The following is a 20,776-nucleotide window of genomic DNA, read 5'->3' as shown; positions in this document are numbered from 1 at the left end:
CGTCGAAGGCGCGGTTTTCGTTTTCATGGGGCTGCACCAACCCGGCGCGGCGGATGGCGGAAATGACGCAATCCGCACAGCGGATATTGCTCTCGGCGTGCGAGGAAGCTAAAGAACAGCCACCCTTCAGAGGAGCCTCGAGCCGATGCCTTCACAGCCAAACGACGCTTTCTTCGCCCGCTCTCTCGCTGACAGCGACCCGGACATCTTCGGTGCGATCGAGAAGGAGCTGGGTCGCCAGCGCCATGAGATCGAGCTGATTGCCTCCGAGAACATCGTCTCACGGGCCGTGCTCGAGGCGCAAGGCTCCATCATGACCAACAAATACGCCGAAGGTTACCCGGGAAAGCGCTATTACGGCGGCTGCCAATATGTCGACATCGCCGAGGAACTGGCGATCGAGCGCGCCAAGAAGCTCTTCGGCGTCGGCTTTGCCAACGTCCAGCCGAATTCGGGCTCGCAGATGAACCAGGCGGTTTTCCTGGCGCTCCTGCAGCCGGGCGATACCTTCATGGGCCTCGACCTCAATTCCGGCGGCCACCTCACGCACGGATCCCCGGTGAACATGTCGGGCAAATGGTTCAACGTCGTTTCCTACGGCGTGCGCGAAGACGATCACCTCCTCGACATGGATGACGTTGCCAAGAAGGCGCGCGAGCATAAGCCGAAGCTGATCATCGCGGGCGGAACGGCCTATTCCCGGATCTGGGACTGGAAGCGCTTCCGCGAGATCGCCGACGAGGTTGGCGCCTGGCTGATGGTCGACATGGCTCATATTGCCGGGCTCGTCGCCGGTGATCAGCACCCGTCGCCGTTTCCTCATTGCCACGTCGCGACGACGACCACCCACAAGTCTTTGCGCGGGCCCCGCGGCGGCATGATCCTCACCAATGACGAGGAAATTGCAAAGAAGATCAATTCCGCGGTTTTCCCCGGCCTTCAGGGCGGACCGCTGATGCACGTGATCGCAGCCAAGGCCGTCGCGTTCGGCGAAGCGCTGCAGCCTTCCTTCAAGGACTACGCGGCTCAGGTTGTGAAGAATGCGCGCACGCTTGCCGACACGCTCAAGGCCAATGGGCTGGACATCGTCTCGGGCGGCACCGACAACCATCTGATGCTGGTGGATCTGCGCAAGAAGAACGCCACCGGCAAGCGTGCCGAAGCTGCGCTTGGCCGCGCCTATGTCACCTGCAACAAGAACGGCATTCCCTTTGACCCGGAAAAACCCTTCGTCACATCAGGCGTTCGCCTGGGCACACCGGCCGGGACGACGCGCGGTTTCAAGGAAGCGGAATTCAAGGAGATCGGCGAATTGATCGTCGAGGTCCTCGACGGCCTCAAGGCTGCCAATTCCGATGAAGGCAATGCTGCCGTCGAGGCCGGCGTGCGCGAGAAGGTGATGAAGCTCACCGGCCGTTTCCCAATGTATGGCTATATGTGATCGGACGGCTGCATGCGCTGCCCCTATTGCGGTTCCGAAGACAGTCAGGTGAAGGATTCCCGTCCGGCGGAGGACGGGAACGCCATTCGCCGCCGCCGCATCTGCCCGGATTGCGGCGGCCGCTTCACGACCTTCGAGCGGGTGCAACTGCGGGAGCTGATGATCATCAAGAAAACCGGCCGGAAGGTTCCTTTCGACCGGGACAAACTGTTGCGCTCCTTTGAGATCGCGCTTCGAAAGCGCCCGGTCGATCGTGACCGGATCGAGCGGGCGGTCTCAGGCATCGTCCGCCGGCTGGAAAGCTCCGGCGAAACCGAAATTCCGTCGGAAGAAATAGGCCTTCAGGTTCTCGAGGCGCTGAAGAGCCTCGACGACGTCGCCTTCGTACGCTACGCGTCGGTCTATCGCGATTTCTCCCACGCGGAGGATTTCGAGAAGGTCATCGCGGAAATCAGCGCAAAGATCGCACGCGATCCTGGCGAGTAGGCCGGAGGCGAAAGGCATGGTTAAGCCGGCGCACGAAGACGAGCGGTTCATGGCGGCGGCGCTGCGCCTTTCGAGGCGCAATCTTGGTCGGACTGGCACCAATCCCTCTGTCGGCTGCGTGATCGTAAACGAGGGAATGATTGTTGGCCGCGCGGTGACGGCGTCCGGCGGGCGACCGCATGCCGAGACGCAGGCGCTTGCCGAGGCGGGCGAGAAGGCGAGGGGAGCGACGGCATATGTCACGCTCGAACCCTGTTCGCATCACGGCAAGACCCCGCCCTGCACGGATGCGCTGATTGCTTCCGGAGTCGCTCGTGTCGTGGTCGCCATCCTCGACCCCGACGAACGCGTTGCCGGTCGCGGCATTGTGCTGCTTCGCGAAGCGGGAATAGCGGTCGATATCGGCGTCCTCCGCGAGGAGGGCGAGCGTGCGCTCCAGGCATACCTTATGCGGCAGTGCAAGAAGCGCCCGCATGTGACTCTGAAGCTTGCGGTTTCCAACGATGGCATGATCGGTCGAAGGGGCGAAGGGCAGGTAAGGATTACCGGCGCGGTTTCCCGCGCTCAGGTACAGATATTGCGTGCCGAAACCGACGCGATCCTCGTCGGCATCGGCACGGCGAGCGCTGACGATCCGGAACTTACGGTGCGCATGCAGGGGCTTGAAGACCGATCGCCCGTGCGGATCGTGCTTGACCGCCGGCTTGAGTTGCCGATCGAGTCGAAACTGGTGCGGTCGGCTGGCGAAGTTTCGTTGATCGTCGTTGCGGGTGATGCAGGCTCACCTTCTCCGCGCATGCGGGTAGAAGGTGAGCGAAGGGCGGATGAGGGGCAGGTAAGCGGCGTGTCATTGCCCCTCACCCCGACCCTCTCTCCGGTTGCCGGGAGAGGGGGCGACTACGAAGCCCGCCGGGATGTGCTCGTATCGGCCGGTGTGGAAATCCTGAACGCTGACAACATCCCGGATCTGCTGGCTGCGCTTGCCTCGCGCGGCATCTCCTCTCTTCTCGTCGAAGGTGGGAGCAGCGCGGCGCGCGCCTTTCTCGATGTGGAGCTGGTCGATCGTATCTTGCTCTTCACCGGCCCGTCTCCCATTGGCAAAGGTGGCATACCATCCCCATTTCAGCGAAGGTCCGTACCGGCGGGCTTCACGCTCCAGCGTACCGCACGTTACGGCGACGATATTTTTGAAGAGTATGAGAGAGATATCTGATGTTCACAGGCATTATTACCGACATCGGCACCGTCGAGAAGGTCACGCCGCTCAGGGAGGGCGCGAAGCTCCGCGTTGCCACGAATTACGATCCGAAGACCATTGATATGGGCGCCTCGATCGCACATGCCGGCGTGTGCCTGACCGTCACGGCTTTGCCGGAGGCCGGCAGCAACGAGCGTTGGTTCGAGGTCGAGGCATGGGAGGAGGCGCTGAGGCTGACGACTATCGCCGCGTGGCGTGAGGGGACGCGCATCAATCTCGAGCGCTCGCTGAAGATCGGGGACGAACTGGGAGGCCACATCGTCTCCGGCCATGTTGACGGCAAGGCGGAAATCCTCGCCGTCGAACCGGAGGGAGACGCGGTGCGCTTCCGCCTGCGGGCGCCGGAACACCTCGCGAAATTCGTTGCACCGAAAGGATCGGTGGCCCTCGACGGCACGTCGCTTACAGTGAACAAAGTGGATGGAGTCGAGTTCGACGTGCTGCTGATCCGGCACTCGCTCGACGTGACGACCTGGGGCGAACGCAAGGCCGGCGATCTGGTGAATTTCGAAGTCGACACGATGGCGCGCTACGCGGCGCGGCTGGCCGAATTTCCGGCTGCCGGATCACAATGAATTCAGGTCGGGTCAACTTGGGATCATGATCTGATCGAGTCCAATGAGTTGAGACGCGGGATGCGGGCGGAGAACCGCGTCCACTTTTTCTCAATCCCGCTTAAGCGGGCGTGCAAGGCTCCTTATAGGCCTGCCGGCGCCTTCGAGCGCCTCTCGAACATCAACATCGACCGGCCGTTATAAGTCGTGCGCCAGAACTCCTTGAAGCCGTGCTTGAGCGCGACGTTGATGGAAGCCTGGTTGCCCGGTTCGATGATGCAGGTCTTCCTCAGCGTGGGGAATTCGCGGTCGGCCCAGGCGAGGGCCGCGGTCACGGCTTCGGTCGCGAGGCCGCGGCCATGGTTCTTCGGGGAAATCGCCCAGCCGGTCTCCATCGTTCCCTCGAGCGAGGGTGTAATCTGGCGATGTGCCTCGTGGAAGCCTGCCTCGCCGATGAATGCACCGCTTTGCTTGTCCTGGATGGCGAAGAAGCCGAAGCCGAAATAGTGCCACATGCCGACCTGACGCAGGAAACGTGTCCAGGCTTGCTCGCGCGTGTAGGGCATGCCGCCGGCGTAGCGGGTTACGTCCTCGTTTCCGAAGAGTGCGCAATAGGAGGAGAAATCATCGCGCCGGTAGGGGCGCAGAAGGAGCCGCTCTGTCTCGATAGTAGGCACGCTGTGCATTGTCGCTCGCTTGTTGAAATCATCGTGTTCGATTCTGGTAGGTCAGAGCGGATGTTAGATACAGTTCGCACCGTTACAAGCGAGTTTACTACTCGCTGACGTGGACGACGTTCGCACGGCAAATGCCGTTTCGTTAACCGAATTTACTTGCCATTCCGTGCCGGGCATGGTTTGACCGCCGCCTGCACCGGCCAAGTCCGGGCCGAATTTTTCAAGACAGGTGATCCATGGCGAAGATCAAGCCCGTCCACATCCTGATTGTGGAAGCGCGTTTCTATGACGATATGGCCGACGCGATGCTCGACGGAGCGAAACATGCACTCGATGCAGCCGGCGCCACTTATGATATTGTGACGGTGCCGGGGGCGCTGGAAATTCCCGCGGCGATCGCCATGGCGCTCGACGGCGTAGACGAAGGCGGGACGGAATATGACGGCTTCGTTGCACTCGGCATGGTGATCCGCGGCGAAACCTACCATTTCGACATCGTCGCCAACGAGTCCGCACGCGCGCTGATGGATTTGGCGGTCAGCGAGAGCCTGGCGCTGGGCAATGGCATCCTGACGGTCGAGAACGACGATCAGGCCTGGGCAAGGGCCCGCCGGTCGGAGGGCGACAAGGGTGGGTTCGCCGCCCGCGCGGCCCTTACCATGATCGAACTGAAGCAAAGATTGGGCGCAGACAAGTGACGAACACCCCTTCGGATCAGCCACTGAAACAGGTCAATCAGCGTGGGGCCGCCCGCCTCGCAGCCGTTCAGGCACTTTATCAGATGGATGTCGGCGGGACCGGCGTCCTGGAGATCGTCGCCGAATATGAGGAACATCGTCTCGGCAAGGAACTGGATGGCGACACCTATCTCAGGGCGGACGCCTCCTGGTTCCGATCGATCGTTGCTGGCGTTGTGCGCGACCAGCGCAAGCTCGATCCGTTGATCGGCTCGGCGCTTCAGGACGATTGGGCGCTTTCCCGTCTCGACTCGACCGTGCGTGCGATCCTGCGCGCCGGTACCTTCGAGATTCTCGAACGAAAAGACGTGCCGGTCCCGGTGATCGTGACCGAATATGTCGAGATCGCCAAGGCCTTCTTCCAGGATGAGGAGCCGAAGCTCGTCAACGCCGTCCTCGACCGGATCGCCAAGCAGGTTCGCGGCGAACAGAGAAAGTAAACGCGGATGGTCGCCGAGACGGCAGGCACGGGGACGGTTCTGGGCGAGGCGCGCCGCAACGTCCAGTTGCTCACGGTGGCTCAGGCGCTGCTCGGGGTTGTCGGACCAATCAGTTTTGCCGTCGGCGGCGTTGCCGGGCACCAGTTGCTCGGCGAAGACAAGTCGCTCGCGACGGCGCCGCTCACCGCCTACAATCTCGGGATGGCCCTCGGCGTCGTGCTCGTTGCCGTTTTGTCGCGACTGATTGGACGGCGCTTCGCCTTCATGGCGGGAGCGTCGATCGCCGCGCTTGGCGGCTTGCTCGCAACGGCCGCGCTTTTCCGCGAGAGTTTCTGGTTCTTCGCCTGCGGTCTCGCGGTTCTCGGAGCTTCCAACGGCTTCACCCAGAAACTTCGCTTTGCCGCTGCCGACGCCTCGCCTCCCTTCTATAAGGCAAAGGCGATTTCCTGGATTCTGGGCGGCGGCATCGTCTCGGCTGTCCTAGGTCCGCAGATCGTGATTTTCGCGGGCGACTACTTCGCGCCCGTATGGTTTGCCGGTGCTTTCGTCGCTCTCGTGCCGGTCTGCATCGTCGCCCTCTTCTTCTTCATGCCGCTCCGGTTGCCGGACCACACAAAGGCGTCCGCCCCGCGTGACCTGCCGCCAGCGCGCCCGCTGCGCGAGATTGCCGGCAGCCAACGTTTCCTGACGGGAATGATCTGCGGGATCTCCAGCTATGTCCTGATGACTTTCATGATGACGGGTGCGCCTGTCGCCATGGTCGTCGGTTGCGGCTTCTCGAGCGACCTCGCCACTCTCGGAATCCAGTGGCACGTGCTCGCGATGTTCGCTCCGAGTTTCGTGACGGGCTGGCTGATCAGCCGCTTCGGTGCCGAACGCATCGTCGCCTGTGGTCTCCTTCTGCTGATGGCCTGTGCTGCCGTGGCACACCTCGGTGTGGCACTCTGGAATTTCTGGGGTGCACTGTCGTTGCTCGGCCTCGGCTGGAATTTCGGCTTCATCGGTTCGACGGCGATCGTCGCGCAGAGCTACCGGTCACATGAGGCCGACAAGGTCCAGGCCTTTCACGACATCGTTCTCTTCTCGGCCGTCGCCGGTTCCTCCTTCGCCTCCGGTAAGGTTCTCTCCGCCTATGGTTGGGACATGCTGAGCGCGGCTGTGTGGCCGGTTGCAGGCTTTTGCCTGCTTCTCCTTCTACCGTTGATGCGCACGCGCAAGCGAGCCGCTGCCTGAAGGCTGTTTTCTCCAAAGTTTCTCGAACCCTGAAAAGGCCGGCATGCGGGCAATTTCAGGGGCTTGACGAATCCACGTCGGCAACAGCACTCTGGCCGCGCCGCGAAAATGCGCCGCTCGAGGAGGCGGCGCGTGATTCGTGGAGAGGGGCCGGCGGGAGGGAGTGAACCCGCGGGTTGTAACGGAGGAAAGTGCGAAATGACCATACTATTGGGCGTGATCGCATGCGGGTTGCTTTCGGTGGTCTATGCCATCTGGGCGACACGGTCGGTGCTTGCCGCCGACCAGGGGAATGCCCGCATGCAGGAAATCGCAGGCTTTATCAGAGAGGGGGCGCAAGCCTACCTCGCGCGTCAGTACACAACCATCGCCTTCGTCGGTGTCGTCGTTTTCATAGCCGCATGGGTTCTGCTCTCGGGTGCGGCCGCCATCGGCTTCCTGATCGGTGCGGTGCTCTCGGGTGCCGCGGGCTTCATCGGCATGCATGTTTCGGTCAGAGCCAACGTCCGCACGGCCCAGGCCGCTTCGGTCAGTCTTGCCTCCGGTCTGGACATCGCTTTCAAATCCGGCGCCATCACCGGCATGCTGGTTGCGGGCCTCGCTCTCCTGGGCGTCTCGGTCTATTACCTCATCCTCACGGCAGGGCTTGGGCATGAGCCGGCCTCGCGCGAAGTCATCGATGCGCTTGTCGCGCTGGGTTTCGGGGCGTCGTTGATCTCGATCTTCGCCCGTCTGGGCGGCGGCATCTTCACGAAAGGCGCCGATGTCGGCGGCGACCTCGTCGGCAAGGTCGAAGCAGGGATCCCCGAGGATGATCCGCGCAACCCGGCGACGATCGCCGACAATGTCGGCGACAATGTCGGCGACTGCGCAGGCATGGCAGCGGACCTCTTCGAGACCTATGCGGTCTCTGTCGTGGCGACCATGGTACTTGCGTCGATCTTCTTCGCAGGTGCCCCTGTGCTGGCAACCGTCATGACCTATCCGCTGGCGATTTGCGCGGCCTGCATCATCACCTCGATCATCGGCACCTTCTTCGTCAAGCTCGGCACCAATGGTTCCATCATGGGGGCGCTCTATCGCGGGCTGATCGTGACGGGCGCGCTTTCGATCCTTGGTCTTGGCGCAGCGACGTCGCTGACGATCGGATGGGGCTCGATCGGAACGGTCGCGGGCATGGATATCACCGGCTGGAACCTGTTTCTCTGCGGTATCATCGGTCTGATCGTCACGGCACTGATCGTCGTGATCACCGAATATTATACGGGAACGAACAAGCGACCGGTGAACTCGATCGCGCAAGCCTCGGTCACCGGCCACGGCACCAATGTGATCCAGGGTCTTGCCGTATCGCTCGAGTCGACCGCCTTGCCGGCCATCGTCATCGTGGCCGGCATCATCTCGACATACCAGTTTGCCGGCCTCTTCGGGACGGCCATCGCGGTGACCGCGATGCTCGGCCTTGCCGGCATGATCGTAGCGCTCGACGCCTTCGGGCCCGTGACGGACAATGCCGGCGGTATCGCCGAGATGTCGCATCTGCCACCAGAGGTGCGCAAGGCGACCGACGCATTGGACGCCGTCGGCAACACCACCAAGGCCGTGACGAAAGGTTATGCGATCGGCTCCGCGGGTCTCGGCGCCCTGGTGCTCTTCGCCGCCTATTCCAACGATCTTGCCTATTTTGCCGCCAATGGTGACAAGCATCCCTATTTCGCCGACGTCGGGACGATTTCCTTCGACCTGTCGAATCCTTACGTTGTCGCCGGGCTGATCTTCGGCGGCCTCATCCCCTATCTGTTCGGCGGTATAGCCATGACCGCCGTCGGAAGGGCAGGGAGCGCCGTCGTCGAGGAGGTTCGTCGTCAGTTCAAGGAGAAGCCGGGCATCATGGAAGGCAAGGACCGGCCGGATTATGGCCGCGCCGTCGACATGCTGACCAAGGCGGCGATCCGTGAAATGATCATTCCGTCGCTGCTCCCGGTGCTTGCGCCTATCGTCGTTTACTTCGGCGTGCTGCTGATCTCCGGCTCGAAGGCTTCTGCCTTCGCGGCGCTTGGTGCCTCGCTCCTCGGCGTTATCGTCAACGGCCTTTTCGTAGCCATATCGATGACATCGGGTGGCGGTGCCTGGGACAATGCGAAGAAGAGCTTCGAGGATGGCTTTGTCGATCGCAACGGTACCCGCCACATGAAGGGGTCTGACGCGCACATGGCCTCGGTGACGGGCGACACCGTTGGCGATCCCTACAAGGACACGGCCGGTCCAGCCGTCAATCCCGCGATCAAGATCACCAACATTGTCGCGCTCCTGCTGCTCGCCGTGCTCGCTTGACGGAAGCTTCGGAGCGGGATGAGGAAACTGTGCCGGGTTTTCTGCCCTCATTCCAGCGCAAATAGAAGAAAGCCCGCGAGATCCGGTCTCGCGGGCTTTCTTCGTTCGTTCCGGTTCGGTGCGGCTACTTGCCGAAATCCTTGAACAGGTTGCGCGCAGCAGCCTGTCCGGCGCCGGGCCCGCTCAGGAGCTGGCCGAGGAAGCTGGTTTCCTTGCCGCCGGTCGGGGTCGTGCGCGACAGCATGTCGAAGACCTTTCCGTCCTTCATCGTATAATGCGCGAGCTGGCTGACAGTGCCTTCCTTGTCGAAATAGACCGCCAGAATGGACTGGTCGACGATCTTTGGCTTCATGAAGGCGACCGGACGCTTGCGCGTCTGGGAGATGTAATAGAACACCTCATTGTCGAATGTCGCAGTCGTCGAGGGCGTGCCGAGCGAGAGCAGAACCTGCTCTCGGCTGGATCCGACCGGGACGAGGGCCAGCGTTTCCTGGTCGACGACATAGCCCTGATGCAGGACTTCACCCACATTCGCGGACATGCAGGCGGAAAGCGCAGTCGTGCAAAGAGAAGCCACGAGCACGGCCCGGCCGAGAACTTTAAGGTTTGTCGTCAAATACCGCTTCGTCAAGGACTGCTCCCCTGGAGTAACGATTGGCAGATCGGCCATTGCAATTCGTGCCTGCTTCGGTAAACCAGCTTCGGCTATCATGCAACATGGTCATGGGCGCTTGCCCCTGATTTCGAGAAAGCCCCCCTGATTTCGAGAAACCTGGCCGGCCTCAGTGATGATTTTTGGACTGTTCAAGAAAAAAAGCGGCAATATTGCGATTGTGAAGCGCCAATATGAGGCACTGACCGCAGCGGCGCGCCAACCGTTTCTCTATACCGACCTCGATGTGCCCGACACGGTCATGGGTCGCTTCGAGATGTTGTCGGCGGTTCTGATCCTCTATTTCCGCCGCACGCGCAGCTCGGCGCGTGCCGGTCAGGAGATTGCGCAGGAGATCGTTGATGCCTTCTTCGAGGATGTGGACCATTCCATCCGTGAGCTCGGCGTGGGTGATGTGAGCGTACCGAAGAAGATGAAGAAACTCGCCGGCATGTTCTATGGCCGCCTCGAATCCTATGCGGCGGCGCTCGAAGGACGGGATGCCGGCGCGCTGGCGGCTGCACTGCGGCGCAATTTTCATGCCGATGTGGAAGACGCCCCGTCGATGCGGGGGTTGGCATCCTACCTTCTTGCGGTCGAATCCGTGCTCTCGGACACCGCCGAAGAGGACGTGGAAACGGGCCGTTTGCGAATCCCCACGGCCGGAACGTAAAAGCGCCGGGATCGTTCGTCGATTGGAATGTCAGCGTGCTGGCGCCTTCTTGCCCTGGCGCCGGCGCGAGGAAGGATCTGAATATGAAGCAAGAGAGCGATTCGGCATTTTCCTACCCGGTGAAGGTGGGGCACATTTCTGCAAATCCTGTAACCGTGCATTTATCGGCGAACGCGGCAGAGCTGAGGGCACTTGCGACGCTCTGGCGCGTCGACGGCGTCACGTCGTTTGCCGCCGATCTGCAGATCGGACGCTGGAAAAAGGATGGTGTGAAGATCAAGGGCGAGGTCCGCGCGCACATCGTGCAGACTTGCGTCGTGACGCTGGAGCCGGTCGAGTCCGATATTCAGGAGCTGGTGGAGGCGATCTTCGTTCCCGAGGGCTCGCGCCTGGCCCGGCAGGCCGATATCGATGGCGGTGAGATGATCGTCGATCCGGACGGGCCCGACCTGCCCGACACCTTCACCGGTGATATGATCGATGCCGGTGCGGTCGTCAGCGAGCACGCGGCGCTTGCGATTGATCCCTATCCGCGAAAGCCGGGTGCCGCTTTCGGCGACCGCATCGAGAGCTCCGCAGCGCAAGACGAACGACCGAACCCGTTCGCGGTGCTGAAGGACTGGAAAAAGGATTGAAACGGCTGAGGCCCAGCTTACAATTCGGTTGTCACGCCGACGAAAAGCAGTATTTTGGCCCGACTCCAGCCAAGGGGGCCGCTGCGCCGGACATTCGCGTGCGGGGCCCACTATCAGAAGGAACATGGATCGCTGCCGCTTTGAAGCTTGAGGGGCGAGATATGTTGCGTGGCGGGAAAAAAGGATAAGACACGCGTGGTCAGAATTTCACTTGACGTGATGGGAGGCGACTATGGTCCCGAGGTCGTCATCCCGGGCGCAGCGAGAGCGCTCGAACGTCACCCGGACATAAAGTTCGTTCTTTTTGGCCAGGAAGCGCGATGCACCGAATTGCTCGCGAAACACCCGAAGCTCCAGGCGAGCAGCACCTTCCACGATTGTGAGATCGCCGTCGGCATGGACGAGAAGCCGAGTCAGGCGCTTCGGCGCGGCCGCGGCAAATCGAGCATGTGGAAGGCGATCGACGCGATCAATGCCCACGAAGCAGACGTGGTCGTCTCGGCCGGAAATACAGGCGCCCTGATGGCGATGTCGGTGTTCTGTTTGAGGACCATGCAAGGCATCCAGCGGCCGGCGATCGCGGCGATCTGGCCGACGCTGAAGGGCGAGAGCATCGTGCTCGACGTCGGCGCGACGATCGGCGCGGACGCGCAGCAACTGATGGATTTCGCTCTGATGGGCGGCGCGATGGCCCGGGCGCTCTTCGAGGTGGAGCGTCCTTCTGTGGGCCTTCTGAACGTCGGCGTCGAGGAGATCAAAGGCCAGGAAGAGGTGAAGGAGGCCGGACGCCTCATTCGCGAGGCCGACATCGAGGGGATAGAATATTACGGTTTCGTCGAGGGCGACGATATCGGCCGTGGCACCGTCGACGTCGTGGTCACCGAGGGATTCTCCGGAAATATCGCGCTGAAGGCTGCCGAAGGTACGGCGCGCCAGATCGCGGAATATCTGCGTGCCGCAATGTCGCGCACGCTTCTTGCAAAAATAGGCTACATCTTCGCCAAGAGCGCCTTCGACCGCCTGCGCGAGAAGATGGACCCGCGAAAGGTCAATGGCGGCGTCTTTCTTGGTCTCAACGGCATCGTTATCAAGAGCCATGGAGGAGCGGACGCCGAGGGTTTCGCTGCGGCGATCGACGTCGGGTACGATATGGTGAAGAACGGCCTCAAGGCCAAGATCGAGGCCGATCTTGCGCGCTATCACGGCGCCCAGGCGTCCGAAGCCCTTCCGCGGGCGTGAATGATGAGGTTTGATTAGATGATCCGTTCTGTCGTGCGCGGCTTCGGGGCAGCACTGCCGAAGCGAGTGATGACCAATAAGGAAATGGAATCCAAGGTCGACACGTCCGACGAATGGATTGTGCAGCGGACCGGCATCCGGCAGCGCTATATCGCAGGCGACGGCGAGACGACTGCCTCCCTCGGGGAGGCGGCGGCACGCGCGGCGCTCGAGAGAGCCGGACTGACGCCTGATGACATCGATCTGATCATCGTCGCGACGTCGACTCCGGACAACACCTTTCCTGCAACGGCGGTCAACATTCAGAATCGCCTCGGCATGCGTCACGGTGCGGCATTCGATATGCAGGCCGTCTGTTCCGGCTTCGTCTATGCCGTCACGACTGGCGACGCCTATATTCGCGGCGGCCTCGCCACACGCGTGCTGGTCATCGGCGCCGAGACTTTTTCGCGTATTCTCGACTGGACGGACCGGACCACCTGCGTTCTCTTCGGCGACGGCGCCGGCGCCATCGTCCTCGAAGCGCAGGAGGGTGCCGGGACGAAAGCCGACCGCGGCGTTCTGACGGCGCAACTGCGCTCCGACGGCGCCCATGGCGACAAGCTTTATGTCGATGGCGGGCCGTCCACGACCGGTACAGTCGGCCATCTCCGGATGGAAGGGCGCGAGGTCTTCAAGCACGCGGTGGGCATGATCACCGACGTAATCGAAGCGGCTTTCGAAGCCACAGGCACCACGGCGGACGACATCGACTGGCTCGTTCCGCACCAGGCGAACCGCCGCATCATCGAGGGATCGGCCAAAAAACTCGGGATCCCTCTCGAAAAGGTTGTGGTTACCGTCGACCTTCATGGAAATACCTCTGCGGCGTCGATTCCGCTCGCGCTTGACGCCGCCGCTACCGACGGCCGTATCAAGAGGGGCGACCTTGTAATGCTCGAAGCCATGGGCGGAGGCTTCACCTGGGGCTCCGTTTTACTGCGCTGGTAAGAAAATAATGAAGTACGGCAGGCGCTTGACCGGAATAGACAAGGGCAATAGTCTTCAATCGCTGATCGGCAGGCCAGACATCGGTGGGGGAAGATGAGCGGGAAAACAGTAACGCGAGCAGACTTGGCTGAATCGGTTTTTCGCAAAGTGGGTCTGTCCCGGACAGAGTCCGCCGAGCTTGTGGAAACGGTTATCGACGAGATCTGCAACGCAATCGTGCGTGGCGAGAGCGTGAAGCTATCTTCGTTCGCGACGTTCCAGGTGCGCGACAAGAACGAGCGCATCGGCCGAAATCCGAAAACTGGCGAGGAAGTGCCGATCTCTCCGCGCCGCGTGATGACCTTCAAGGCTTCCAATGTCCTGAAACAGAGGGTTCTGAAGGCGCATCTGAGCCGTAAGTCCAAGCTGAAGCCGTCCAACCCGGCTGGCTGAGTTACTGCCGGCAACCACAAATGTGGTTGAAAACCCTTGCATAAGCCATTGAAGCGGGCCTGACTCGTGTAATCATGAGATGACGGAATCGGTTCAGATTCCGACGCGGCTATGGAGATGGGGGATCACATGGAAAAAAGTCCGGATGCTTTCCGCACCATCAGTGAGGTCGCGGACGAACTCGATCTCCCCCAGCACGTGCTTCGTTTCTGGGAAACCAGGTTTCAGCAGATCAAGCCGATGAAGCGCGGTGGCGGGCGGCGGTACTATCGCCCCGAAGACGTAGACCTGCTCAAAGGCATCCGCCATCTCCTTTACGATCATGGCTATACAATCAAAGGCGTACAAAAGCTTTTGAAGGCCAATGGGAACAAGTTCGTCGCCGCGATCGCCAGCGGCGATCTTGCAACCGTCGAGGCGCTTGCCGCCTCCAGCAACGAAGAACCGCTTCCGCCCAAAGCGGGCGTCGTGGAGGAGGATCAGATCGTCGGTCGCCCCAAGGCACCGGCGAGCCGGCGCTTCTTTTCTTTTACTGGCGGTGGCGACGATTCCGAGATTTCGATCGGCGGCAAGACATCGGTAGGCAAGGAGGACAGGGCGCTGCTACAGGAGGCGCTTTACGACCTCCTTGAATGCAAGCGCCTGCTCGATCAGGTGCGGTGATCGCAGCCGGAATGCAAGGAAGGCGGGCCTCGAAAGCGCCGTTCCGAGGCCCCACCCACCCGTAAGGTCATTCGGCCGCTTCTTCAGTCGACCGCTGCTCTTTCTGCTGCTGCAGAAGGAGCTTGCTCGACGTCGACTGTTCGGTGTTCTTCACGCTCGCGGTCGTGAACTCCTTGTCCACCGCGTCCGTCGATGCCGTCGTGTTGGAATGCCCAACGCAGTCGGCAAATGCTGCGGTCGCCGACAAGGCGAAGGCGGCTGCAAGTACGAGGATGCTCTTCATCGGGCTTCTCCTGTTGTTGCGGGCGCAGTGTACCCAGCGCGAGGCATTGCTCCAAATCACAAAACTGTTCTCATGCCGCCCCGGCCCCGCAGCGGCCCACAATCCGTGGGGAGGCGGACGGAATGTCTCCATTTTCCCCTTGCGCAGTGCGTGTGTTCCGACTAATGAGAGCGGGCTTGTAACCAAGCAGGTCGGAGCGTAGCGCAGCCCGGTAGCGCACTTGACTGGGGGTCAAGGGGTCGTGGGTTCGAATCCCGCCGCTCCGACCATTTTCCCCTTTATTTTCAACGTACTATCCCCAGTGCTTTTGTAAGCCATACCGGATGAATGGGAACAAAACGCACTCAGATTCACTCTTCGGGAACGAATAGTCCCGAAAAAGTCCCGGACGACTCCCGTCATTTGTTCTTCCTTTGTGCTCGCTTGGAGCGGGAAAGCGATTCGAGCGCTTCCGCGACCTCTTCATCGAGGACGTGCGCATAGCGCGTCGTCGTTTTGATATCGGCGTGGCTCAATGCCTTCTGGACGGTTTTCAGGTTCCCGGTCTTTCGAAGGAGCTTGGTCGCCAGATCATGGCGGAAGTCGTGGAAACGGAAATCTTCGACCTTGGCCTTTGCTCTGATTCGCTTCCACTGCGTCTTGAGGCCGCTATAGGTGATCGGGTACCGGTCGCCCTTCTTTCTTCCTTCCCCATCTCCTTTGTATGACGCTTTCCCGGTTCGGGTCCGCGCCGCCTGGTATGTGAAGACAAATTCCGGGTGGTGCCCGCGGAGCGGAAGCAGGATATCGCGCACGGTGCTGGTGATGGCGGTCTTCACCATGCGCCCGCCTTTACCGGTCTTGGTGATCCATCCCGTCTGCCAATCAACCTCCGACCAGCGCAGAATGCATTCTTCGAGGCGGAGCCCCGTCGCGCGCACGAAATCGAAGATCGGCTGATAATCGGACCTGGTCGCAAGCTCGATGGCTGCGCCCTCCGTCGCCTTCAACTCGCGGACACGTTCTTTCGGCTCCTGAAGCCAATGGTCGCGCCAGCTGGGCTCGATCGGAAATTCGTATTTCCACGTGCGCTTTGCCCGGGTGAAAATCTTCTTCAAGACGAGAGTCGTGGAGCGGTTGACCGTCGCGGCCGACACAAGCCACATCGGCTGGTCGTCCTTCGTCTTCTCTCGGCCCCAGGCATTCTGAGACCGGCGCCACTGGACGAGCTTGGCAACATCATCGTCTGAGATGTCGGAGAGCAGCTTTGTCGGGCCGAAATAATCGACGAGACGGTTGATATCGGTCCAGGTCGTCTCGCTGTTCGCGTGCCGCTCGCCGACCTCGGACCAGTAGCGGCCGGTCGCCACGGCAATCGTGAGCGGTCCGCCCGAGGCATTTTTCGAGGCCTTGGCCGCAGCCTTGGCCTTGTCGCGCTCTATCTTTTCCCGGGCTTCTGCTTCTCGGCGGTTCGCTGTCTCCGCAGAGCCATGATATCGTACACCGGCGACTTGGAAGTCGAAGTGGTAATACGGGCTGTTCTTTGGCTTGTAGACGGACACGCGCGCGTTCTCCGGCTCTTTATGAAGTCGTTGATGTCGTCGATGTGGAAGCCGAGGCGGGGCTTTGCCTGCCCTTTTCCCAGCCGGATATAGGCTATATCGCCAGCCCTGACGAATTCGCGCAAGGTCTTGATGGAGACGTTGAGCATTTCAGCGGTCTGCTCGCTGGTGAGGAGGAGGTAGGCGCTATCGCTCATTCTTCATCGTCTCCTGGTAATTCGGCGCAGGGCTGGCGCTCTCCGGCAATCGCCTGCCCGATAGCCAGCATGATCTCCATCGTGCTCATCGGCCTAGGAGGGTTTCCTACGATGGCAGATACGGTGGAACGAATGTCCTCCGGGAGGGCGTAGTATTCGCGCGTAGCATCGCTGGCGTAGGTCAGGTCGGGGATCATCGCTTGTCCTCGGCGCGCTGGCGGATGGCGGCATCGGCAAGGTCTTGGACCGTGCGATAGAATGCAGATTGGGCTTCCGACATCGCGGCATATTCGGGATCGACATTGAGCCAGTTGCCACGCTCCCGTTCCGCGCGAACGAATTCAAGGCGAGCGTTGTAAGCAGCTACCGCATCAACGTAGGCTTTGCGGGCGGCAACGATCGTGTCGAATGCCTCGGATTCGCTCATTGCTGCATGCCTTTCTTCGCGCGAAGGACGGACGGGCTGAGGACATCGCCGCCCATGGAACGATATGTGAGGCAGCCGTTTTCGGCGTTGAAAGTGCCGTCCAGGAAGAGTTCGGCGCCTTCACTCATGAAGCGCTCGATGTGCTCGGGATTCGCGGCGAGGACAGAAACGATCTGGCCGGCGAGTTCCATGGCCGGCTCACCGGCTTGCCAGCCGACGGCGTTGGCTACCTGGGCGATCTTCTCGACTAGTTCCCTCATACCTCGTCCCTCGACCGGAGCGCGCCAGCGTCGGCCAGCGTCTGATTGATGATGGCTGTTGCGAATGGCGCCGCATCCTCGCCCATGTCCGACCAGAGGCCGTGAAGGGTGAGTGCCAGGACGTGCGGGTTGATCCGGGCGGCGCGCCAGAAGCGATCCTCGTTCATGGTGTGCTGGCGGCGGTGCTCGTCGGGATGCAGCGGAAGAACCCAGCGGTCCGAAACCTTGCTGCCCTTGCCACGGCCGTAATGACCATAGCGCGGCGCCGCGCAAGACAGGTGCGCAGCCTCGACGCCGTACCGGCCCGAAACGCAGCAGGGCAGTTCATGGATGAATGCCAGGTAGTTCTTGCTCTTCGCCGGCTTGCGCTTGGGCGTCGGATACGGGCGGATGGAATTGGCGATACGGTAGGCCATCAGTGCTTGCTCTCCATGCGTGCTTCCAGCTTGTCGAGCCGCTGACAAAGAATGTCGATCTTGCTTTCCAGCCGCTCGGCGGCCGTTTCTGTGCCGTGGACGCAATGGCATTCGGCGTTGTCGCCATAGATGGTTCGGTTCCAGCAGCCCGGGACAAGGAACTTTCCGCCAGGCACTTCTGGATCGCGTACCCATTTGCAGCGCGAGATCATGCCGCCCTCGCGATCTGGTCGATATTCTGCCTGATGACCGAGAAGGTGTAGGCGGCAACCCACGGGTTCGCTTCCCATGAGCCGGGGCCGTTGATGGCGTTCCAAAGCTCGGCGTAGCCTTGCCGGTAAATGCCCTTCCAATCAGGATTGAACGCCCGCGATAGTTTCGTGGAGCTGGAATACTGCTTGGCACCTTCAGCGATGGCCTCGGCCTCGCTGATGTCCTGCAGCCGTTCTACGTGAACATCGGTGACGATCAGAGTGACGCGAGAGGCCCAGCGCGGCATGTGGATGGAAGGAACCCGCTTGCCGCCATCGATATCGGGATTGTCGGTTCGGTAAGCGTTAAGCAGCCACCACTTCTCGCCTACATCCTCTGATACAGAGTGACGGTCACCAAGCGAGACTTTAAGCTCGTCTGCCTCATAGATGAGCGCTAAGGAGTCTGCCTCTACGTCATCGTAAGCGCTGACGTTCTCGCGAACCCAAAGCCGGTCGCCCGCATTTATGCGAGGCTCGAATACTTCCTCGAGGATGGCGCCGCCTCCGACTGCATTGGCGTTAAAGCGGAACGCTTTCGGGTACTGGTCATTCGCTGGAATGACGTTGATCTCGATTTCCCCGTCATAGTATCCGCTCGCGAAAGGCTGCGGCTTGATGATCCGCCGCGTCTGCGTCTTGCGCCCGTCGAGCAGCGCGCGGACCATCGGGCCGGAGAAGAGGATAGGGCGATCGGTCATGCTGCGCCGCCTTTCGATGGCCAAATAGTTACGGTCTCGCCATGCTCAAGCGCTTCGCGCACCAGCCAGACTATGTCCTCGTCGGTCTCCAACGGCGCATGAGTTCGGCAAAGGTGGCCGTCAGCATCGCGGGTTTCCGCCTGCCATCCAGCCTTTCGCACATTTTCTGACGTCTGAAGGTTGATTGGGTTCGGGTTCTTCATGCTGCGATCCTCCGACGATCAACGAGGGCGTCGATCCACTTCAGAAAGCCGGTGATGATCGGCACGACGTTCTTGTCGTCAGCCCAGCCGCCGAAGCCAATGAAGCCGTCAGGGCCGAAGGTCACGGCCTCACGTTTCTCGAAATAGTAGGTGCTGCAAGTGATCGCGGCCCAACCCGTGGGCCATTTGACCATCCGGATTGCCAGGTCGGAGCGGTAGCCCTCGATGAGGCCAGAGGCCTTCAATTCCTTGTCGATCGAATTGCGGAGTGCTCTCAGGTCATCCCGCGTCAGATCGGCGTAAGCCAGGCCGGTCGCTGCGAACGCGGCGCGTGCGTCGTTCCGGGTCATGCCGCACCGCCTTTCGCCGGATCGTCCTTGCGATGGCGGAAGTAATCGAGCGTCGCCTCCTCGATCGAGCATTCGGCAAGTTCTTCGACGAGCCGTCCTGTCTCGGCGGAGATCCGGGCAAGGCGCTTGGCAGCCTCTTCGCTGATGTAAACGCTGATTGAACGGCTGATGGTCATGCTGCGGCTCCCACGTTTCGTTGTGTGGTGCCGCGCTCGACGCCAATCAGGTCGTCGAGGTAGTCGAGGACGGCCGTTTTGCTTTCCTGAAATTCCTGCTTGTCCATCGCCTTCATTGACTGGCTTTTGGCCACGTAGCGGGTAACGGTCGCTTCCTTCACGTCGACAACGGAGAAAGCGTCAATCGGGCGGATGAAGGCTGCGAGCCTCTTTGCCTCCGCTTTGCTAGAGCAGACGATAGTATGCGTGTCGCAATAGCCCTTCTTGATCAGGGCATAGGCCCTCAGGTGCTCAGCGGATTCGGCGAAAGGCAGGCCGGAATATTGCTCGGGCAGGTTCCGCCAGGCATCGGCGACCGCGGCGAAATAGTGCCGGTGCGAATTCATGCTGCGGTCGTTGTGCTCGGCGAGCGTATAGAACTCGCCGACCACGAAGCGTTTGTCGCATTCGCGGGCCCAGTGCCGGTTCGCCGGCTGGAAGGCCTCGCCATTCCATTGCAAGAGGACCGGGCCGCTCATGTCAGCCCGCCGCCAAAACGTGGCTGCGAAGCTCGGCGTCGGTCACGGCACTCTTTGCCGGGGCACGCGCGATTGCGGCTTCGAGCCTCTTTTTCAGTTCCAGAGCGTCGCCGGGATGCTTTGACCAAAAGAGTTTAAGCGGTTCCCGATTTGCGTCGCGCCACTTCGCTACCTTTGCCGGCGGTTCGTTTTTGATGAACTCGCAGGCGCGGTCGAAGAACTCACCGACAGGCACATTCTCAAGCGCCCAATTGTCTCCCCAGGTAATGGTGATCGAATTCGAGGCGCCGACGGCCTTGAGGCGGTTTTCCTCGCGCTCGTGCTCGACGATCTCGGACGCGGTCAGATCGATGATCTTGGCGCGGTCCATTTCGGCTTCGTCATAGAGACCGGTGAACTGCTCGGGCCAGCCGGCGCGCAATGCCTGCATCTCGGCGCACTTGGCGATCATGAGGCGGGGCATCCGGCACCAGTTACCGGAATCGTCGAGTGAAGGAACGGCGCCGTCCTTCAACTTCTTCATCTTCTTGGGCTTCCCGTCTGGCCAGGTATCGCCGGTTTCAACGTAGTTGTACTGATCGGGAGAGTGAGAGATTGGCGCGAATTCCTCCCAATAGGCCTGACCGGCAACCTCGTACCATTCGCCCGATTTCGGATCCTGCTTCCAGAGATAGACGGTGGCGGACACGATGCCCTGAGGGTTGAGCGGGCTCTTGAGGGAGGCGTCGATCTCATACGTCGCTGGCTTGCTGGCCGGCCGATAGTCGCCACAGCGTTGCGCAATCACGCGCTGACCGTCGCGGCTGATGATGATCGTCATCTTCCGCTTCTTGGCATTGTCCTTCGAGAAGACCATTGGAATGATCTGTCCAAGGAAGGGATCGAGGCCCTTCGCCCGGGCGACTTCCATGAACAGGTTGAACTCGTCGGCGTTGCAGTCTTTGGCCACGGTCTGCTGGACCAGCGCAATCTGGCGTGGCGACAGGTCAAATTTCGTGATTGCGTGCAT

General features: G+C 61.1%; 29 protein-coding genes, 1 tRNA gene and 1 pseudogene. 15 read left to right on the top strand and 16 right to left on the bottom strand.

The window, feature by feature from the left end; genetic code table 11:
• Positions 1-145 precede the first annotated feature (145 nt).
• From glyA to FB009_RS17670, 4 genes are read left to right on the top strand one after another with little or no spacing between them, the layout of a single operon-like run.
• Positions 146-1,441 (top strand): serine hydroxymethyltransferase, encoded by a 1,296-nt coding sequence (glyA, locus tag FB009_RS17685; protein WP_011975013.1) that lies wholly within the window; start codon positions 146-148, stop codon positions 1,439-1,441.
• Positions 1,442-1,453: 12 nt separating this feature from the next.
• On the top strand, positions 1,454-1,927 hold the full coding sequence (gene nrdR / locus FB009_RS17680; RefSeq protein WP_003529310.1) for a transcriptional regulator NrdR: 474 nt from the start codon (positions 1,454-1,456) through the stop codon (positions 1,925-1,927).
• A gap of 16 nt (positions 1,928-1,943) precedes the next feature.
• Positions 1,944-3,140 (top strand): bifunctional diaminohydroxyphosphoribosylaminopyrimidine deaminase/5-amino-6-(5-phosphoribosylamino)uracil reductase RibD, encoded by a 1,197-nt coding sequence (gene ribD, locus FB009_RS17675; protein WP_011975014.1) that lies wholly within the window; start codon positions 1,944-1,946, stop codon positions 3,138-3,140.
• On the top strand, positions 3,140-3,760 hold the full coding sequence (locus FB009_RS17670; RefSeq protein WP_011975015.1) for a riboflavin synthase: 621 nt from the start codon (positions 3,140-3,142) through the stop codon (positions 3,758-3,760). The genes ribD and FB009_RS17670 overlap by 1 nt, the downstream gene beginning before the upstream one ends.
• Before the next feature lie 122 nt (positions 3,761-3,882).
• Here FB009_RS17670 and FB009_RS17665 read toward each other — a convergent pair whose 3' ends face one another.
• Complete coding sequence (locus FB009_RS17665) at positions 3,883-4,425, bottom strand: GNAT family N-acetyltransferase (protein WP_011975016.1); 543 nt, start codon at positions 4,423-4,425, stop codon at positions 3,883-3,885.
• Positions 4,426-4,652: 227 nt separating this feature from the next.
• Here FB009_RS17665 and ribH point away from each other — a divergent pair, with 227 nt between their 5' ends.
• The 4 genes from ribH (at position 4,653) to FB009_RS17645 (ending at position 9,160) form a co-directional block, all read left to right on the top strand.
• Positions 4,653-5,114 (top strand): 6,7-dimethyl-8-ribityllumazine synthase, encoded by a 462-nt coding sequence (ribH, locus tag FB009_RS17660; RefSeq protein WP_011975017.1) that lies wholly within the window; start codon positions 4,653-4,655, stop codon positions 5,112-5,114.
• Positions 5,111-5,593 (top strand): transcription antitermination factor NusB, encoded by a 483-nt coding sequence (gene nusB / locus FB009_RS17655; protein ID WP_011975018.1) that lies wholly within the window; start codon positions 5,111-5,113, stop codon positions 5,591-5,593. The genes ribH and nusB overlap by 4 nt, the downstream gene beginning before the upstream one ends.
• A gap of 6 nt (positions 5,594-5,599) precedes the next feature.
• Positions 5,600-6,826, top strand: coding sequence for an MFS transporter (locus FB009_RS17650; RefSeq protein ID WP_011975019.1), 1,227 nt, complete (start codon positions 5,600-5,602; stop codon positions 6,824-6,826).
• A gap of 198 nt (positions 6,827-7,024) precedes the next feature.
• On the top strand, positions 7,025-9,160 hold the full coding sequence (locus FB009_RS17645; protein WP_011975020.1) for a sodium-translocating pyrophosphatase: 2,136 nt from the start codon (positions 7,025-7,027) through the stop codon (positions 9,158-9,160).
• Positions 9,161-9,284: 124 nt separating this feature from the next.
• On the opposite strand, the gene FB009_RS17640 is transcribed toward FB009_RS17645, so the two are convergent.
• On the bottom strand, positions 9,285-9,791 hold the full coding sequence (locus FB009_RS17640; RefSeq protein WP_011975021.1) for an outer membrane protein assembly factor BamE: 507 nt from the start codon (positions 9,789-9,791) through the stop codon (positions 9,285-9,287).
• A 157-nt stretch (positions 9,792-9,948) separates the two neighbouring features.
• Here FB009_RS17640 and FB009_RS17635 point away from each other — a divergent pair, with 157 nt between their 5' ends.
• The 6 genes from FB009_RS17635 to FB009_RS17610 all read left to right on the top strand — a co-directional run bounded on the left by FB009_RS17635 (position 9,949) and on the right by FB009_RS17610 (position 14,444).
• On the top strand, positions 9,949-10,485 hold the full coding sequence (locus FB009_RS17635) for a ubiquinol-cytochrome C chaperone family protein (RefSeq protein ID WP_011975022.1): 537 nt from the start codon (positions 9,949-9,951) through the stop codon (positions 10,483-10,485).
• An 83-nt stretch (positions 10,486-10,568) separates the two neighbouring features.
• Positions 10,569-11,120, top strand: a complete 552-nt coding sequence (locus FB009_RS17630; RefSeq protein ID WP_011975023.1) for a YceD family protein — start codon at positions 10,569-10,571, stop codon at positions 11,118-11,120.
• 195 nt (positions 11,121-11,315) lie between these two features.
• Entirely contained in the window at positions 11,316-12,359 is a 1,044-nt protein-coding gene (plsX, locus tag FB009_RS17625; protein WP_011975024.1) for a phosphate acyltransferase PlsX, read from the top strand.
• Positions 12,360-12,377: 18 nt separating this feature from the next.
• The gene (locus FB009_RS17620; protein WP_011975025.1) at positions 12,378-13,349 is read left to right on the top strand and encodes a beta-ketoacyl-ACP synthase III; all 972 of its coding nucleotides are present in this window, start codon (positions 12,378-12,380) and stop codon (positions 13,347-13,349) included.
• 93 nt (positions 13,350-13,442) lie between these two features.
• Positions 13,443-13,781, top strand: a complete 339-nt coding sequence (locus tag FB009_RS17615; protein ID WP_003529278.1) for an integration host factor subunit alpha — start codon at positions 13,443-13,445, stop codon at positions 13,779-13,781.
• A 129-nt stretch (positions 13,782-13,910) separates the two neighbouring features.
• A complete protein-coding gene (locus FB009_RS17610) occupies positions 13,911-14,444 on the top strand; it encodes a MerR family transcriptional regulator (RefSeq protein ID WP_011975026.1) in 534 nt (177 codons plus the stop codon).
• A gap of 67 nt (positions 14,445-14,511) precedes the next feature.
• On the opposite strand, the gene FB009_RS32770 is transcribed toward FB009_RS17610, so the two are convergent.
• A complete protein-coding gene (locus tag FB009_RS32770) occupies positions 14,512-14,727 on the bottom strand; it encodes a hypothetical protein (protein WP_018010623.1) in 216 nt (71 codons plus the stop codon).
• Positions 14,728-14,919: 192 nt separating this feature from the next.
• On the opposite strand from FB009_RS32770, the gene FB009_RS17600 reads away from it, so the two are divergent.
• Positions 14,920-14,996 (top strand) — tRNA-Pro (locus FB009_RS17600).
• 129 nt (positions 14,997-15,125) lie between these two features.
• Here the strand turns inward: FB009_RS17600 and FB009_RS17595 are convergent.
• The 13 genes and pseudogenes from FB009_RS17595 to bet form a co-directional block, all read right to left on the bottom strand.
• On the bottom strand, positions 15,126-16,268 hold the full coding sequence (locus FB009_RS17595; protein ID WP_145161854.1) for a tyrosine-type recombinase/integrase: 1,143 nt from the start codon (positions 16,266-16,268) through the stop codon (positions 15,126-15,128).
• Positions 16,269-16,291: 23 nt separating this feature from the next.
• A pseudogene (locus tag FB009_RS33925) lies at positions 16,292-16,465 on the bottom strand (helix-turn-helix domain-containing protein); the annotation flags it as partial.
• A complete protein-coding gene (locus FB009_RS17585) occupies positions 16,462-16,662 on the bottom strand; it encodes a hypothetical protein (protein ID WP_145161847.1) in 201 nt (66 codons plus the stop codon). The gene FB009_RS17585 and the pseudogene FB009_RS33925, both read right to left, overlap by 4 nt.
• On the bottom strand, positions 16,659-16,892 hold the full coding sequence (locus FB009_RS17580) for a hypothetical protein (protein WP_234888282.1): 234 nt from the start codon (positions 16,890-16,892) through the stop codon (positions 16,659-16,661). The genes FB009_RS17585 and FB009_RS17580 overlap by 4 nt, the downstream gene beginning before the upstream one ends.
• A complete protein-coding gene (locus FB009_RS17575) occupies positions 16,889-17,152 on the bottom strand; it encodes a hypothetical protein (protein WP_145161844.1) in 264 nt (87 codons plus the stop codon). The genes FB009_RS17580 and FB009_RS17575 overlap by 4 nt, the downstream gene beginning before the upstream one ends.
• Complete coding sequence (locus FB009_RS17570; protein WP_145161841.1) at positions 17,149-17,568, bottom strand: DUF968 domain-containing protein; 420 nt, start codon at positions 17,566-17,568, stop codon at positions 17,149-17,151. The genes FB009_RS17575 and FB009_RS17570 overlap by 4 nt, the downstream gene beginning before the upstream one ends.
• Positions 17,568-17,777 (bottom strand): hypothetical protein, encoded by a 210-nt coding sequence (locus FB009_RS17565; protein ID WP_145161866.1) that lies wholly within the window; start codon positions 17,775-17,777, stop codon positions 17,568-17,570. Before FB009_RS17565 ends, FB009_RS17570 begins: the two co-directional genes overlap by 1 nt.
• Entirely contained in the window at positions 17,777-18,520 is a 744-nt protein-coding gene (locus FB009_RS17560) for a hypothetical protein (RefSeq protein ID WP_145161838.1), read from the bottom strand. The genes FB009_RS17565 and FB009_RS17560 overlap by 1 nt, the downstream gene beginning before the upstream one ends.
• Entirely contained in the window at positions 18,517-18,723 is a 207-nt protein-coding gene (locus FB009_RS17555) for a hypothetical protein (protein WP_145161835.1), read from the bottom strand. The genes FB009_RS17560 and FB009_RS17555 overlap by 4 nt, the downstream gene beginning before the upstream one ends.
• Complete coding sequence (locus FB009_RS17550) at positions 18,720-19,073, bottom strand: hypothetical protein (protein WP_145161832.1); 354 nt, start codon at positions 19,071-19,073, stop codon at positions 18,720-18,722. Before FB009_RS17550 ends, FB009_RS17555 begins: the two co-directional genes overlap by 4 nt.
• Positions 19,070-19,249, bottom strand: a complete 180-nt coding sequence (locus tag FB009_RS17545; protein WP_145161829.1) for a hypothetical protein — start codon at positions 19,247-19,249, stop codon at positions 19,070-19,072. Before FB009_RS17545 ends, FB009_RS17550 begins: the two co-directional genes overlap by 4 nt.
• A complete protein-coding gene (locus tag FB009_RS17540; RefSeq protein ID WP_145161826.1) occupies positions 19,246-19,767 on the bottom strand; it encodes a hypothetical protein in 522 nt (173 codons plus the stop codon). The genes FB009_RS17545 and FB009_RS17540 overlap by 4 nt, the downstream gene beginning before the upstream one ends.
• Before the next feature lies 1 nt (position 19,768).
• Positions 19,769-20,776, bottom strand: a complete 1,008-nt coding sequence (gene bet, locus FB009_RS17535; protein WP_145161822.1) for a phage recombination protein Bet — start codon at positions 20,774-20,776, stop codon at positions 19,769-19,771.

Source organism: Sinorhizobium medicae, assembly GCF_007827695.1.
Taxonomy (GTDB): Bacteria; Pseudomonadota; Alphaproteobacteria; order Rhizobiales; family Rhizobiaceae; genus Sinorhizobium; species Sinorhizobium medicae.
The sequence above is the reverse complement of the archived record's forward strand: the minus strand, read 5'-3'. Positions and strand labels throughout refer to the sequence as shown.

Bases quoted from the DNA above. Each gene is read 5' to 3' on its own strand.
- FB009_RS17630 (WP_011975023.1), top strand. From the start codon at position 10,569: ATGAAGCAAGAGAGCGATTCGGCATTTTCCTACCCGGTGAAGGTGGGG.
- FB009_RS17575 (WP_145161844.1), bottom strand. From the start codon at position 17,152: ATGAGGGAACTAGTCGAGAAGATCGCCCAGGTAGCCAACGCCGTCGGC.
- ribD (WP_011975014.1), top strand. From the start codon at position 1,944: ATGGTTAAGCCGGCGCACGAAGACGAGCGGTTCATGGCGGCGGCGCTG.
- nrdR (WP_003529310.1), top strand. From the start codon at position 1,454: ATGCGCTGCCCCTATTGCGGTTCCGAAGACAGTCAGGTGAAGGATTCC.
- FB009_RS17670 (WP_011975015.1), top strand. From the start codon at position 3,140: ATGTTCACAGGCATTATTACCGACATCGGCACCGTCGAGAAGGTCACG.
- ribH (WP_011975017.1), top strand. From the start codon at position 4,653: ATGGCGAAGATCAAGCCCGTCCACATCCTGATTGTGGAAGCGCGTTTC.
- FB009_RS17545 (WP_145161829.1), bottom strand. From the start codon at position 19,249: ATGACCATCAGCCGTTCAATCAGCGTTTACATCAGCGAAGAGGCTGCC.
- FB009_RS32770 (WP_018010623.1), bottom strand. From the start codon at position 14,727: ATGAAGAGCATCCTCGTACTTGCAGCCGCCTTCGCCTTGTCGGCGACC.
- FB009_RS17550 (WP_145161832.1), bottom strand. From the start codon at position 19,073: ATGACCCGGAACGACGCACGCGCCGCGTTCGCAGCGACCGGCCTGGCT.
- glyA (WP_011975013.1), top strand. From the start codon at position 146: ATGCCTTCACAGCCAAACGACGCTTTCTTCGCCCGCTCTCTCGCTGAC.
- FB009_RS17570 (WP_145161841.1), bottom strand. From the start codon at position 17,568: ATGGCCTACCGTATCGCCAATTCCATCCGCCCGTATCCGACGCCCAAG.
- FB009_RS17540 (WP_145161826.1), bottom strand. From the start codon at position 19,767: ATGAGCGGCCCGGTCCTCTTGCAATGGAATGGCGAGGCCTTCCAGCCG.
- FB009_RS17645 (WP_011975020.1), top strand. From the start codon at position 7,025: ATGACCATACTATTGGGCGTGATCGCATGCGGGTTGCTTTCGGTGGTC.
- FB009_RS17635 (WP_011975022.1), top strand. From the start codon at position 9,949: ATGATTTTTGGACTGTTCAAGAAAAAAAGCGGCAATATTGCGATTGTG.
- FB009_RS17665 (WP_011975016.1), bottom strand. From the start codon at position 4,425: ATGCACAGCGTGCCTACTATCGAGACAGAGCGGCTCCTTCTGCGCCCC.
- FB009_RS17580 (WP_234888282.1), bottom strand. From the start codon at position 16,892: ATGAGCGAATCCGAGGCATTCGACACGATCGTTGCCGCCCGCAAAGCC.
- FB009_RS17585 (WP_145161847.1), bottom strand. From the start codon at position 16,662: ATGATCCCCGACCTGACCTACGCCAGCGATGCTACGCGCGAATACTAC.
- bet (WP_145161822.1), bottom strand. From the start codon at position 20,776: ATGCACGCAATCACGAAATTTGACCTGTCGCCACGCCAGATTGCGCTG.
- FB009_RS17610 (WP_011975026.1), top strand. From the start codon at position 13,911: ATGGAAAAAAGTCCGGATGCTTTCCGCACCATCAGTGAGGTCGCGGAC.
- FB009_RS17555 (WP_145161835.1), bottom strand. From the start codon at position 18,723: ATGAAGAACCCGAACCCAATCAACCTTCAGACGTCAGAAAATGTGCGA.
- FB009_RS17615 (WP_003529278.1), top strand. From the start codon at position 13,443: ATGAGCGGGAAAACAGTAACGCGAGCAGACTTGGCTGAATCGGTTTTT.
- FB009_RS17560 (WP_145161838.1), bottom strand. From the start codon at position 18,520: ATGACCGATCGCCCTATCCTCTTCTCCGGCCCGATGGTCCGCGCGCTG.
- FB009_RS17620 (WP_011975025.1), top strand. From the start codon at position 12,378: ATGATCCGTTCTGTCGTGCGCGGCTTCGGGGCAGCACTGCCGAAGCGA.
- FB009_RS17650 (WP_011975019.1), top strand. From the start codon at position 5,600: ATGGTCGCCGAGACGGCAGGCACGGGGACGGTTCTGGGCGAGGCGCGC.